This window comes from Mesorhizobium sp. M1307 (assembly GCF_040318155.1).
Classification (GTDB): Bacteria; Pseudomonadota; Alphaproteobacteria; order Rhizobiales; family Rhizobiaceae; genus Mesorhizobium.
The window spans coordinates 198119-211334 of the sequence record NZ_JAMYLR010000009.1 but is presented as its reverse complement, the minus strand read 5'-3'; the positions used below and the strand labels follow the sequence as shown (position 1 = coordinate 211334).

Sequence of the window (13216 nt, the reverse complement as noted above, 5' to 3'; positions counted from 1 at the left end):
ACACCCCTATTATGCGGCCCCCGCTTCAGTCTTTAATAACCACCACCGCGCCCAACCCGCCACGGAGAGGGGAACCGCGCTCTACGAAGCCCCCTCTCCGGCCGCTTCGCGGCCACCTCTCCCCCGCTTCGCGGAGGGCGAGGAACCCAGGTCCTGAGAGTTCGAGGATCACCCTGCGTCGCAGAGGCGCGTTTCGACCATTTCGCACAAATGGTGGTAGAGGCACAAATGCCCCTGCTGGATGATCGGCGTCGAGGTCGAGGGTACGTTGAGCAGGATGTCGGAGAGCGGCTTCAGCTTGCCGCCGGTGTCGCCGGTCAGGCTGACCACCGTCATGCCCATCATGCGCGCCTGTTGGGCGGCGGCGAGGATGCTTGGCGAATTGCCGCTGGTCGAGATGGCGAGCAGCACGGCGCCCGCCGAACCATGCGCCTCGACCTGGCGCGCAAACACCGTGTCGAAGCCGTAATCATTGCCCCAGGCGGTCAGCACCGCCGCGTTGGCCGGCAGCGCGATGACGTTGTAGGCCTTGCGCTCCCTGAGGAAGCGGCCGACCAGCTCGCCGGCAATGTGGATGGCATCGCTGGCCGAGCCGCCATTGCCGGCTATCAGCAGCGCCTTGCCCTGCGAAAGCGCGGCGACGACGGCGCTGACGGCCCGCTCCATCTCGCTGGTCAGGTCGCGCTCGACCATCGCCGAAATCGCGGCCGCCGAGCGGGCCAGGTAATCGTTCAGTTCGGACATGAAACCCTCAGTTCCCGGCGCGCAATCTGCCGATAGTGCCGGTCGTGCTCTTGCCGGCGACGAGGTCGACCAGCACGACGCGTCCGCCGGCCTTCTGCACGACATCGGCGCCAACCACCTGATCGACCGTATAGTCGGCGCCCTTGACCAGTATGTCGGGGCTCAGCGCCTCGATCAGCGAAAGCGGCGTATCCTCCTCGAAGATGACGACGGCGTCGACCGAGGCAAGTGCTGCAAGCACGCAGGCCCGGTCATGCTGGTCATTGACCGGGCGTCCCGGCCCTTTCAGCCGGCGCACCGAGGCATCGCTGTTGAGGCCGAGCACCAGCCGGTCGCACTGGCTGCGCGCCGCATGCAGCAGGCTGACATGGCCGGCATGCAGGATATCGAAACAGCCATTGGTGAAGCCGACGCTCAAGCCCTCGTCTTTCCAGCCCGCCACCAGCCGCGCAGCGGCGGCGGCATCGAGGATCGCATCCAAGTGGGCGACCGGACCATGCGAGCGAAACAGCGCACCGGTGAGTTCCTCGATCGTCAGCCGCGCCGTGCCGCGCTTGCCGACGACAACACCGCCGGCGGCGTTGGCGATCGATCCGGCCATGACACGATCAGCCCCTGCTGCAAGAGCCAGCGCGAAGGTCGCGATTACCGTGTCGCCGGCGCCCGAAACGTCGAACACTTCGCGCGCCTGCGTGGCGATATGGCGGGCGTCGTCCGCACCGATGACGCTCATGCCCTTTTCGCTGCGCGTCGCGACGACGAAATCGAAACCGTGCGCCGAAATCAGCTGGCGTGCCGCCGCCTCGATTTCGTCATCGGCAAACACTGCGCGGCCGACCGCCTCGCCGAGTTCCTTGCGGTTGGGCGTGATTGCCGTCGCGCCGGCATAACGCGCATAGTCGCGGCCCTTCGGGTCGACCAGCACCGGCTTGCCCGCTTGCCGACAGATCGAGATCAGCTCGCCGGCGACGCCGTCGAGCAGCACGCCCTTGCCATAGTCGGACAGGATGACGATGTCGGCGCGTGCCAGCGCTTCGCGAAAATGCCCGACCAATGTCGCGCGCTCGGCATCGCCCAGCGGCTTGATTTCCTCTTCGTCGAAACGCAGCACCTGCTGGTTGAGCGCGCTGAAGCGGCTTTTGGACGACGTCATGCGATCGGCATCCTGCGCCAGCCCGCCGGTGTCGACGCCAAATTCGCCGAGCATGCGCACGAGGTTCTTGCCGGCCTCGTCAGCGCCGATCACCGAGACCGGTATGACGGCAGCGCCGAGCGAAACGATGTTGGCGACGACATTGCCGGCGCCGCCCATCGCCAGCGTTTCGCCGCGCCCGTGCAGCACGGGGATCGGCGCTTCCGGCGAAATGCGCTCGATCACGCCGTTGACGAAACGGTCGAGGATGAAATCGCCGACCACCAGCACGGTGGCGCCGCCGAAGCGCGAGATGGCGCGGTGAAGAGGTTCGGGAGAGGGCAGCTTGATCATGTCAACGCGCGGGAGGGCCGATTTTCGGTGACGGGAAATTCAATTGGCAGGGCGGGCCGTTCATGGCGATGCCGATATACCGCAATTTCAGCCGACGCAACGGCGGGCCTTCGACCGATCGCGGCGGCGAGACAGTGCGTCAGCTTTTCTGCAACGCGACATGCACGCCCAGTCCGACAAGCACCGCACCGCCGGCGCGCCGCATCAGGCGCTGCGCCCGGCTCGACTGCCGCAGCCTGGCAATCACCGCGCCGGCCAGTATCACGCAAACAATGTCGGCCGACGAGAACATCAAATTGACGATCGTTCCAAGCACGACGAACTGCAGCCAGACCGGAAACGCTGCCGAGGCATCGATGAATTGCGGCAGGAACGCCATGAAGAAAATCGCCGTTTTCGGGTTGAGCACCTCGACGGCGACGCTCTCGAAAAACGCGCGGCGGGCGGATTTCGGCTGAATTCCCGGCAAGACAACCTCGCCTTGCGCCTTGGCGCGAAACAAAGAAACACCGAGCCAGACCAGATACAGCGCACCGACCAGCTTGACCGCCATGTAAAGCGCCGGCACGGCATGGAAAAGCACCGACAGGCCGACGGCGGCGGCGAAGACATGAACGTAGCCGCCGAGATGGATGCCGAGCGCCGCCATCAGCCCGGACCAGCGGCCGCGCGCCATGGTTTGCGCGGCGGCATAGAGCATGGCGGGGCCGGGGATATAGGCGAAGATCGCCGTGGTGGCGAAAAAGGCGACAAGCAGTTCGGTTGACGGCATTACCTTGCTCCTGTCGCCGGTCGGCCGGCAGGCCGACTGAAACGTGACGTTTGCGGCGCCACTATGGCGCTCATCCGGCCGCCCAGCCACCTGCTTTGTCGACAGCCCGGCCCGCCTCCCCTATAAGGCCAGAATCCCACAAGGGCTACAACCGGCACAAGGTACCAGAGGCTTTCATGATCATCGTCACGGGCGGCGCCGGCATGATCGGTTCCAACATCGTCGCCGCGCTCAACGCCGAGGGTTTCAGCGACATCCTCGTCGTCGACGACCTCACCGACGGCCACAAGATCGCCAACCTCGCCGATCTCGAGATCGCCGATTATCTCGACAAGGACGATTTTCTGGCGCGGATGGAGGCCGGTGACCTCGGCCGCATCGAGGCGGTCTTCCACCAGGGCGCCTGCTCGACCACCACCGAATGGAACGGCAAGTTCATGATGGAGGTCAACTACGCCTATTCGAAGCGCCTGCTGCACGCCTGCCTGGCCCTGCGCGTGCCGTTCCTCTATGCCTCCTCCGCTTCGGTCTATGGCAGCGGCGCCGAGTTCCGCGAGGAGCCGCAATGCGAACGGCCGCTGAACGTCTATGCCTATTCGAAAAAACTGTTCGACGACTATGTCCGCCGCACCGTTTTCGATACCGATCACTCGCCGGTCGCGGGCCTGCGTTATTTCAACGTCTATGGACCGCGCGAGGCGCATAAGGGCGCCATGGCCTCTGTCGCCTTCCATCTGTTCAACCAGGTCGAGCAAGGCCAGAACCCGAAACTGTTCGGCGCCTATGGTGGTTTCGGGCCCGGCGAGCAGAGCCGCGACTTCATCCATGTCGGCGATGTCGCCGACGTCAATCTGTGGCTGTGGAAACGCGGCTCGAGCGGCATCTTCAACTGCGGCACCGGCAAGGCCCAGCCGTTCCGCGCCATTGCCGAAACGGTGATCGATACGCTCGGCCAAGGCCAGATCGAATTCATCGAGTTTCCCGACCACCTCAAGGGCAGCTACCAGAGCTTTACGCAAGCTGATATGTCCCGCTTGCGCGCAGCCGGTTACAATGGCCAGTTCCGCACAGTGGAAACCGGCGTCAGAGACTATGTCGAATGGCTGAAAGCCCAACGATCCTCGTGATCGGCCCACGCTGGGTGGGCGACATGGTGATGGCGCAGTGCCTGTTCCAGGCGCTGAGGGAGCTTCATCCGGATGCCGCCATCGACGTGCTGGCGCCGGCCTGGGCAGCACCGCTGGTCAAGCGCATGCCCGAAATCCGCCAGCAGATCGACCTGCCGCTGCAATCCGGCGCGTTCGAATTCCGCATCCGAAGGCGCTTCGGCCGCCTGCTGCGCGGCCGCTACGACACGGCCTTTGTCCTGCCGGGAAGCTGGAAGTCGGCGCTGATCCCGTTCTTTGCCGGCATTCCGCGCCGTGTCGGCCATCTCAAGGAAATGCGTTACGGGCTGCTGACCGACATCGTGCCGTTGCCCGATCGCCTGAAACGGCGCACCGCGCAGGCCTATTTCAGCCTTGCCCGTGGTGGCGCCTTCCAGGCGCCGAAGCTCGCCGTCGATCAAGCCAGCCAGGCGGCACTGCTCAGCCGTTTCGGGCTGACGGCGGCGAAATTCGTGGCAGTCATGCCCGGCGCAGAATTCGGCCCGGCCAAGCGCTGGCCGAGCGAACACTATGCCGGCCTTGCCCGCGAGATGATGGCGAAAGGGTTTGGCGTCGCGCTGTTCGGGTCGAAGAACGACGCTGAGGTGACGGCGGAAATCGCCGCGCTGGCTCCGGGCGCCGTCGATCTTGCCGGCCAGACGCGGCTCGAGGATGCCATCGACCTGATCGCGGCGGCGAGGCTCGCCGTCTCCAACGACAGCGGGCTGATGCATGTCGCCGCCGCCGTCGGCACGCCGGTCGTCGCCGTCTACGGCTCGACCTCGCCGCAGAACACGCCGCCGCTCGCCGAGCGCCGCGAACTGGTCTGGCTCGGCCTGTCCTGTTCGCCCTGCCACAAAAAAATCTGCCCGCTCGGTCATCTCAACTGCCTGAAGACGCTGGAGGTCGAACGCGTCGTGGCGGCGGCGGAGCGGCTGCTGGAAATGCCGGCCGCCGCATGAAAGTGCTGATCGTCAAGACATCGTCCATGGGCGACGTCATCCACACCTTCCCGGCGATCGAGGACGCGCGCCGCGCTCGGCCGGATATCTCCTTCGACTGGTGTGTCGAAGAGGCATTTGCCGGCATCGTGGCGCTGCATCCAGCCATCCAAACCATCCACAGCGTGGCGATCCGGCGCTGGCGCAGGAAGCTGCTCGAGCCCGGCACATGGCGGGAAGTGGTCGGCTTGCGCCGGGCCTTGCGCGATTGCCGCTACGACCTCGTCCTCGATGCACAAGGCTTGCTGAAATCGGCGCTGGTGGCGCGGCTGACGGCAGCACCGATCGCCGGGTTCGATCGGTCGAGCGCCCGCGAGCCTTCGGCAAGCCTGTTTTATGGCCATCGCTTCGCCGTGCCGCGCGGCCTGCATGCTATCGAGCGCACGAGACGCCTGTTCGGCCTGGCGCTCGGCTACGAGCCGGATTTTTCCAGGCTTGAATCGGGTATCGCGCCGCCAGCCGGAAGATCGATTCTTGCCGGCGAAAAGACCGCCTTCCTGCTGCACGGCACCAGCCGCGAGGACAAGAAATGGCCGGTCGCGGACTGGATCGAAATCGCCAGGCTTCTCGTGGCACGAGGGATGACCCCGGTCACCACCTGGTCGAACGACCGGGAACAGGCGGTTGCCGAAGCGATCGCCCACGCCGTTTCGCAAACCGTGGTGGTTCCCAGGTCGCCGCTAGCCGAGATCGCCGCCGTCATCGGCGGCTCGGCGCTGGTCATCGGCGCCGACACCGGCCTGACCCATCTCGCCAGCGCTTTCGGCCTGCCGACGGTGGCGATATTCCTCGCTACCGAGCCTGGCCTGACCGGCCCGCGCGGGCCATTCTCATCGACGCTGCTGGCCAGGCCCGGCCACAGCGTCACGCCGCCGGAGGTGATGGCGGAAGCCGAGAGATTGCTGGCGCTTCGGGGGACCGGTCAGGTCAAGGTCGGTAGAGGATAGTCCTGAAAGTTGGCGCTGCCCCTCATCTGGCTACCGCCATCTTCTCCCCGTATAGGGACGGGGAGAAGGACGCCTTCACCGAAGATTTCGCCAATCGGTGGCGTTGCAGGAAACGGCGCCGAGGTTCCGGACGGCCCCTTCTCCCCGTCACTATACGGGGAGAAGTGCCCGGCAGGGCGATGAGGGGCGGCGCTACCTGACGGGATTAGGGCTCGCCTCAGATTCCTCAGATGAACTGCACCTGGACGATCTCGTAGCCCCTGGCGCCGCCTGGCGCATTGACCTCGATGGCGTCGCCGACTTCCTTGCCGATCAGGGCGCGCGCGATCGGCGAGGAGATCGAGATGCGGCCGGACTTCACGTCGGCTTCCTGGTCGCCGACGATCTGGTAGGTCTTTTTCTCCTCGGTATCCTCGTCGACCAGCACCACGGTGGCGCCGAACTTGACCTTGTCGCCGCTGAGCTTGGTGACGTCGATCACCTCGGCCCGCGCGATCAGGTCCTCGAGTTCGTTGACCCGGCCCTCATTGAGGCTCTGTGCCTCTTTTGCCGCGTGATATTCGGCATTTTCGGATAGGTCGCCATGCGAGCGCGCTTCGGAAATCGCCTCGATGATACGCGGCCGCTCCTGTTGCTGGCGCCAGCGCAGTTCTTCCTTCAATGACGCGAACCCCTCGCCTGTCATCGGGACCTTGTTCATAATGCCTGACCTTTCCTGCCGCCGCCCCCGCAATCGGGAGCGACCTTGTCGATGGTACAAAAAGAAAACGGTCCGGCAGCCTCGGGCTAACGGAACCGTCTCACCACAATTTCGCAAGATATAGCAATCTTCGCGGGTTTTTCACGTCCAAAAAGTCGGTTTTTGAAAAATCATCCACCGATTGCACGGCTGACCCCACGTCAAGCGGGGGTTTCCAAGATCGTATCGTGTACCGTGATGCCAAATCTCGGTTGTGGCCAACATGTGCAGCACAGCAAAAAACCGGCTGCGATCGCTCACAGCCGGTTATGAGGAGCGTTCCGGAGGATCAGCTCCTCATGAAATGATCGATCTGCTCCGACAGCATGCCGTATTCGCGAGACCCCTTGCCCGTGCGCTTCTCGATCTCGCGGAGCTGTTCCTGGGCGCCGGCAAGATCGCCGATCTGCAGGTGCGCCTCGCCGAGATATTCGCGCACCAGCGTGTAGTTCGGGTCGATGCGCAGCGCTTCCTCGTAATAGCCGAGGCCGACGGTGACGCGGCCGGAATGGCGGTGCGAATAGCCGAGATAATTGAGGATGCGCGGATCCTGCTTGTTGGCGGCGAGGCTGAGCACGGCGATCGCCTCGTCGTAGCGTCCATCCATCGCCAGCGCGCGACCGGCATCGTAGATGCTGTCGTCGTCCAGCATGCCTTGCTTCGGCGAGACGCATTTCTTCTGTTTCTTGTCCCACGCCTCCCCCTTCTTGCACTGGGACTGGCCGCCGCCATTGCCGCCGCCATTGCCGCCGCCACCGCCACCTCCCCCGCCTTCACCAGCCGAAAACGCCGGAGCCGCAATCAGCGGCAGGGCGGCGATGGCCATGGCGTAAATCAGCAATCGTCTGCGCATCGAATTCTCCTTTGAACCTGACAATGCAACACTAACGCCGGGCCAACGCCGTTTCGTCCCGGAAAATGTCATCCTATCTCAAAACCGCGATCTCTCCCAGCAAGGCCATCTTATCCCGGGAAGAGTGGGCATCGGAAATCATGCTTCACGATCAACGCCGCCGCGCAAGATAATGTGACGAGCGCTGCAAATCCGCTATCATCGGGCCGACCGAGCACGAAGCAGGGAGACGGCCGGTGCAGCAACGCGTTGAACGAGACTGGGAGCTTTCGATCGGTCCCGACACCGTGCGCCTGTTCATCCTGAAGGCGAAGGCGCTCAGCGCCGCCGTCAACGAAGACTATGCCGACGGCGCCGAGCACGAGGTAGAGCTCGACGGCAACGCGCACGACAACCACCATCATGACGGCCTTGCCGAGGAAAGCTCCGAAGATCTCACCGAAGAAGAACTGCGCGAGCTGATCGATGATCTCAATGTCGACGAAGCGGCTGAACTGATTGCGTTGGCCTGGGTCGGCCGCGGCGACTATGACGCGACGGAATGGACGGACGCGCTGTCCGCCGCCCGCGAGCGCGCCAACAAGCGCACGGCAAAATATCTGCTCGGCATGCCGCTGCTGGCGGACTGGCTCGAGGAAGGCCTGGAAGCGATCGGCGCGTGACGGCGCGGTTACCGATTGTGATCGGCCGCCCCCCTCGCTCAAGGCAACTTCCCTGCATTCTGGCCGTTGCGATGTAATGGCGGCGTTTGGCTTTTTCAGATTGGGCAGATTGCTGCTGGCCGTTGCGGCTACGCCGCTGGCGGGACCCGTTTTAGCCAAGGCACCCGACCTACCGCAAACTGCACCGGTTCCGCAGCTCAACCAGCAAGTCACTCCGCCCCCACCAACCGAGATCCCGGTCCCCGAACCGCGCCCGGAGGATGCTCCGGAGCCGCCGGCGATTGCACCGCAGCCGCCCGAAAAGCCGGCACGGGCTGAGCCGCCGGCAAGCCCACCAGGCGCGCCACCAATCCCGGCCGAGGCAGACGAGAAGGCGGAGCAAAAAATCCTTCCTGATCCTCGATCGGCCGCCATTGCCGGGAAAGAAATGCCGGCCGAGGAATTGGCCTGCCGCAGGCGGCTGAAATCGATGGGCGTCGATTTCGAGGAGCGCAAGCCCGAGCATGATACGGCGGTCGGTTGCTCGATCCCCTACCCGATCGTGCTGAGGACGCTCGGCAAATCCATCGCCATCGGCCCGGAGCCCGAGCTGAATTGCCAGATGGCGGAAGCGGCCGCACGCTTTGCTGCTTCGGTCATCCAGCCTGCCGCAAAGGCCGAGTTCGGCGCGGATATTAAATCGATCGGCCAGGCCTCCGCCTTTGTCTGCCGGTCGCGCAATGGCGGCGGCAAATTGTCGGAGCACGCCTTCGGCAACGCGCTCGATATCGCCAGCTTCAAGCTTTCGGACGGGAAGGAGATCGATGTCGGCCCCGCGCCGCCGGAAAAGGACGCGAAATTCCTGGATACAGTGCGCAAGGCGGCCTGCGGGCCGTTCAAGACCGTGCTTGGCCCCGGCAGCGATGCCGATCATTCGCTGCATCTCCACTTCGATCTCGAACCGCGCCGCAATGGCGGCACGTTTTGCCAATGACCTTGCCTATGGGGGCGCCGCAATTTGGCCGCAGGCGTGAACGGCGCCGCTGATTTTTCCTTTACTCTTCAGGTTTAGAGTCTGTGCCATCTAGGGACAGGAACCCTTCCGATGGCCGGGCTATTTCGCGCTGCGCTTGCCGCTGTGCGGCACACAGAATGCGCGCGCATAGCCGGCAGGCTTGCCGCCCTGCTTGCCATTGCGGGGGTCTCCGCCTGCAATACCGGCAGCGTGCTGTCGCTGCAGCCGGCCGTCGATGTCGGCAGCCAGACCGCTGCCGTCCCGCCCAATTCCGACCCGCAATATTCCGGCGCGCAAGATTCCGGGCCGCAATATTCGGGTATGCAGCGCCTCGTCCCGTCCAATCCCTTTATGACGGCCGCCTATCCGCGCCTGGACAACCCGATGTCGCCGGCCGAACAGCTGCCGGCCACAGAGATCGATTGCCGAAAGGAGCTGAAACGCCTCGGCGTCGTCTACACCGACGTTGCACCGATCCATGAAGGCCAGTGCGGCATCGACTATCCGGTCAAGGTCTCGGCCATCGGCAGTGTCGAGATGAAGCCGGCCGCGACGCTGACCTGCGACATGGCCGCCACCTTTGCCGGCTGGACCAGGAACGAACTCGTGCCGTCGGCCCGCTGGCGCTATTTCTCAGGCGTCAAGACCATCCACCAGGGCTCGAGCTATTCCTGCCGCAGGATTGCCGGCGAAGGTGTTTTGTCGGAACACGGCAAGGGCAATGCGCTCGACGTGATGAGCATCGAGCTTAACAATGGCGACGACATCGACGTCCGCAAGCCCGGCCTGTTCGCCTTCCGCACGCGCGGCTTCCTCAACAATGTCCGCGCCGATGGCTGCCAGTATTTCACCACCGTGCTCGGCCCCGGCTACAACTACGACCACCGCAACCATTTCCATTTCGACATCAAGAACCGCAAGAACGGCTATCGCGCCTGCCGCTGATTGCAGCCCCTGCCCAAGACTTGCTGCGCCGGTTAAGATGGTGCGCAGACGCTTGGGTGGTGCCTCTTGAGCCAACGAAGCCTTCGACGACGTGCAACGACCTGGCTGGTGGCATGCTGTGCCGCTTATCTTTCGCTCGCCTATTTCGCCGCGCCTGAGTTCTGGACGTTACGGGACCGCAATTTTCGCAATCAGCAATTCGAGATGGTGACGCACACGCCGCAAGGCATTCCGGGCGATCCGATCAATGTCGGCCTGGTCGGCATGAAGAAGGAGCTTGTCCATGCTTTTGCCGTCGCCGGCTGGGATACGGCAGACGCGATCACGCTGAAGACGGCGATCGAGATCGGCGAAAGCGTGCTGTTTAACCGCCCCTATCCCGACGCGCCGGTCAGCCGGCTGCTGTTCGAAGGCCGCGCCCAGGACCTAGCCTTCGAAAAGCCGGTCGGCGACAGCGCCGATCGGCGCCACCACGTCCGCTTCTGGCAGACCGATGCGACCGGAGACGACGGCCGGCCGCTTTGGCTTGGCTCTGCAAGCTTTGACCGCGGCGTCGGCCTCAGCCATGACACCGGCGCGATCACCCATCATATCGGCCCCGACATCGACGCCGAGCGCGACGGGCTGATGCGCGACCTCTCCGCCGCCGGCATGCTGATCTCGACCAGCGAGATACCAGGCGTCGGCGCCACGAAGACCGGGCGCAACGGCGAAGGCGATCCCTATTTCACCGACGGCAAGGCCATCATCGGGATCCTGCTGCAACTGCCGTAGGCGCGCAATCGGCCTTCCCGTCTGACAGCCATTTCGTCCCGACGGGTTCAGGGCACGGTGATCACGATCTTGCCGAACGGTCCTGTCTCCAGACGCTCAAATGCCTGCGGCACCTCGTCGAAGCCAAACACCTTGTCGATCACCGGCTTGATGGCAAGCGTCTCGATCGCCTGGTTCATTCGCTCGAAAGCGCGGCGGTGGCCGATCGATATGCCTTGTACGACGATCCGATTGCGCAGGAACGGAATGATCGGGAAACTGAGCTCCATGCTGCCGAGAAGGCCGATGAGCGACAGCCTGCCGTCGGCGCCCAGCGCATTGAGCGAGCGCCGCGCATTGTCGCCGCCAACCATTTCCAGCACATGGCTGACGCCGGCCCCGTTTGTCAGTTCGCGCGCCGCCTCGTCCCATGCCGGCTGGCTGCGATAATTGATCCTCTTCCAGGCGCCGAGCGCCTTCGCCCGCTCGAGCTTCTCGTCGCTGCTCGAGGTGATGATGGTGCGCAGGCCGAAGGCGGCGGCAAATTGCAGCGCAAACAGCGACACGCCGCCGGTGCCCTGGATGAGAACGGTTTCGCCCGGGATCGGCTTGGCCTCCTCGACCAGCGCGAACCACGCCGTCAGCGCCGCAATCGGCAGCGTCGATGCCTCGACGTCGCTGAGCTGCGGCGGCGCCGCCACGGCGGCATCCTCATGAAAAAGCACATGCTCGGACAGCATGCCGGGCAGTGACGAACCAAGCGTATGCTTGTGCAGCACCGGCGGGGCGTCGCCGTCCGGCCAGTCGGCGATCACCTGGCCGAGCACGCGCTGCCCGATGCCGAAGCGGCTGACTTCGCTGCCGGTGGCGACTACTTCGCCTACCGCGTCCGATGTCGGCACGAACGGAAAGCTGAGGTCCGGTATCAGCACGCCATCGACGATCATCCTGTCCTTGTAATTCAGCGATACCGCTGTGACTCGTACCAGAAGATCATGCGGCCCGGGTTGGGGCAGCTTTCCATCAGCCGGCTTCAACCCTGGACAGGCCGAAACCGTTCATCTGCCAGGATCTGTTTTCGGTGCTCATTTGGTTCGCGCTCCGTGGTTGATGATTGCGCGAGACATTTACGCCGTTTCACTATGGAGAAAAGTGCTTCCATGTGGCATGTTCTGCAACAGATTAAGGAGCAAAACTCTACAATAGGAGCGCTTCATTGGAATCAGCCAATTTGCAAGGCATCGTCGCATTCGCTCACGCGGTGGAGGCCGGCAGCTTCACCGGCGCTGGCGCACGGCTGCATGTCACCAAATCGGCGGTCGGCAAGTCGATCGCGCAGCTGGAACAGCGATTGGGCGTCCGCCTGCTCAACCGCACCACCCGCAGCCTCAGCCCGACCAGCGAAGGTCTGAGCTATTACGAAGCCTGCGTCAGGGCGCTGGCCGAAATCGAAGCCGCCCAGTCACTACTCGCTTCCCGCAAGCAGGTGCCTTCCGGGCGGCTGCGCGTCGACCTGCCTTTGGCCTTCGGCCGGCGATGCGTCGCCCCGGTGCTGTTCGACATTTCGAAGCGCTTCCCGGATCTGACTATGGAAATCTCGTTCAACGACCGGCGCGTCGACCTGATCGAGGAAGGCATCGACCTGGCGGTGCGTATGGGCGACCTCGACGACAGCTTGTCGATCGCCGCGCGCCGCATCTATGCCCAACGTTCGGCCATCTGCGCCGCCCCCGCCTATCTCGACGCCCATGGCAGGCCGCAATCGATCGAGGACCTGGCCAGGCACAGCCTCATCGGCTACGGCCGCGACGGCACGGTCCATCCCTGGACCGTCAGGCATGTCGACGGCCGTCTCGAAAAATTCGCGCCCAAGGCGCGGCTGGTGCTCGGCCACGGCGAACCGATGCTCGATGCGGTACTGGCCGGCTGCGGCATCGTCTATCTGCCGACATGGCTGACGGCCGACAGCATCAGGCGCGGCGAGCTCGAAATGGTTCTGTCGGACTGTCTTGTCGAAAACACCGTGGTGCATGCCATCTGGCCGGTAACACGCAATCTCGCGCCAAAGGTGCGCGTCGTCGTCGACGCCCTGATCGAGCATTTTTCCGCGCCGCCCTGGGATGCGGCATGGGTGCCGCCTGATTGCCCGGCTCGCTAAATTTAAAAAGCGCGACC

14 protein-coding genes are annotated in these 13216 nt (G+C 64.1%); 8 read left to right on the top strand and 6 right to left on the bottom strand.

What is annotated here, in order from left to right; genetic code table 11:
* Window positions 1-168: 168 nt before the first annotated feature.
* From NKH16_RS14205 to NKH16_RS14195, 3 genes are all read right to left on the bottom strand, one after another.
* The gene (locus NKH16_RS14205) at window positions 169-744 is read right to left on the bottom strand and encodes a D-sedoheptulose-7-phosphate isomerase (protein ID WP_352586848.1); all 576 of its coding nucleotides are present in this window, start codon (window positions 742-744) and stop codon (window positions 169-171) included.
* A 7-nt stretch (window positions 745-751) separates the two neighbouring features.
* The gene (gene rfaE1 / locus NKH16_RS14200; protein WP_352743201.1) at window positions 752-2230 is read right to left on the bottom strand and encodes a D-glycero-beta-D-manno-heptose-7-phosphate kinase; all 1479 of its coding nucleotides are present in this window, start codon (window positions 2228-2230) and stop codon (window positions 752-754) included.
* Between the two features lie 139 nt (window positions 2231-2369).
* Complete coding sequence (locus NKH16_RS14195) at window positions 2370-3002, bottom strand: LysE family translocator (RefSeq protein WP_352743203.1); 633 nt, start codon at window positions 3000-3002, stop codon at window positions 2370-2372.
* A 176-nt stretch (window positions 3003-3178) separates the two neighbouring features.
* Between NKH16_RS14195 and rfaD the strand changes: the two genes are divergently transcribed.
* Genes rfaD through waaC form a run of 3 tightly spaced genes read left to right on the top strand, consistent with a single transcriptional unit; the run spans window position 3179 to window position 6095 of the window.
* Window positions 3179-4129: an ADP-glyceromanno-heptose 6-epimerase gene (rfaD, locus tag NKH16_RS14190; RefSeq protein WP_352450437.1), complete on the top strand. Its 951-nt coding sequence runs from the start codon at window positions 3179-3181 to the stop codon at window positions 4127-4129.
* Window positions 4102-5109 (top strand): lipopolysaccharide heptosyltransferase II, encoded by a 1008-nt coding sequence (waaF, locus tag NKH16_RS14185; RefSeq protein ID WP_352743205.1) that lies wholly within the window; start codon window positions 4102-4104, stop codon window positions 5107-5109. Before rfaD ends, waaF begins: the two co-directional genes overlap by 28 nt.
* Window positions 5106-6095, top strand: a complete 990-nt coding sequence (gene waaC / locus NKH16_RS14180) for a lipopolysaccharide heptosyltransferase I (protein WP_352743207.1) — start codon at window positions 5106-5108, stop codon at window positions 6093-6095. The genes waaF and waaC overlap by 4 nt, the downstream gene beginning before the upstream one ends.
* Window positions 6096-6321: 226 nt before the next feature.
* On the opposite strand, the gene greA is transcribed toward waaC, so the two are convergent.
* Both greA and NKH16_RS14170 read right to left on the bottom strand, forming a co-directional pair.
* Window positions 6322-6795, bottom strand: coding sequence for a transcription elongation factor GreA (gene greA / locus NKH16_RS14175; protein WP_023719113.1), 474 nt, complete (start codon window positions 6793-6795; stop codon window positions 6322-6324).
* 328 nt (window positions 6796-7123) lie between these two features.
* Window positions 7124-7687: a tetratricopeptide repeat protein gene (locus tag NKH16_RS14170; RefSeq protein ID WP_352743209.1), complete on the bottom strand. Its 564-nt coding sequence runs from the start codon at window positions 7685-7687 to the stop codon at window positions 7124-7126.
* Window positions 7688-7923: 236 nt separating this feature from the next.
* Here NKH16_RS14170 and NKH16_RS14165 point away from each other — a divergent pair, with 236 nt between their 5' ends.
* The 4 genes from NKH16_RS14165 to NKH16_RS14150 all read left to right on the top strand — a co-directional run bounded on the left by NKH16_RS14165 (window position 7924) and on the right by NKH16_RS14150 (window position 11062).
* Window positions 7924-8349, top strand: a complete 426-nt coding sequence (locus NKH16_RS14165) for a DUF3775 domain-containing protein (RefSeq protein WP_023678354.1) — start codon at window positions 7924-7926, stop codon at window positions 8347-8349.
* Window positions 8350-8449: 100 nt separating this feature from the next.
* Window positions 8450-9322 carry an extensin-like domain-containing protein gene (locus NKH16_RS14160; RefSeq protein ID WP_502900816.1) on the top strand — a complete coding sequence of 291 codons (873 nt, stop codon included), beginning with the start codon at window positions 8450-8452 and terminating at the stop codon, window positions 9320-9322.
* A gap of 111 nt (window positions 9323-9433) precedes the next feature.
* The gene (locus NKH16_RS14155) at window positions 9434-10288 is read left to right on the top strand and encodes an extensin-like domain-containing protein (RefSeq protein WP_352743213.1); all 855 of its coding nucleotides are present in this window, start codon (window positions 9434-9436) and stop codon (window positions 10286-10288) included.
* A gap of 66 nt (window positions 10289-10354) precedes the next feature.
* Window positions 10355-11062 carry an LssY C-terminal domain-containing protein gene (locus tag NKH16_RS14150; protein ID WP_352821248.1) on the top strand — a complete coding sequence of 236 codons (708 nt, stop codon included), beginning with the start codon at window positions 10355-10357 and terminating at the stop codon, window positions 11060-11062.
* A 47-nt stretch (window positions 11063-11109) separates the two neighbouring features.
* Here the strand turns inward: NKH16_RS14150 and NKH16_RS14145 are convergent, their stop codons facing one another.
* Window positions 11110-11988 carry a zinc-dependent alcohol dehydrogenase family protein gene (locus NKH16_RS14145; RefSeq protein ID WP_352743217.1) on the bottom strand — a complete coding sequence of 293 codons (879 nt, stop codon included), beginning with the start codon at window positions 11986-11988 and terminating at the stop codon, window positions 11110-11112.
* Between the two features lie 269 nt (window positions 11989-12257).
* On the opposite strand from NKH16_RS14145, the gene NKH16_RS14140 reads away from it, so the two are divergent.
* Window positions 12258-13199 (top strand): LysR family transcriptional regulator, encoded by a 942-nt coding sequence (locus tag NKH16_RS14140; protein ID WP_352743219.1) that lies wholly within the window; start codon window positions 12258-12260, stop codon window positions 13197-13199.
* Window positions 13200-13216: the final 17 nt, after the last annotated feature.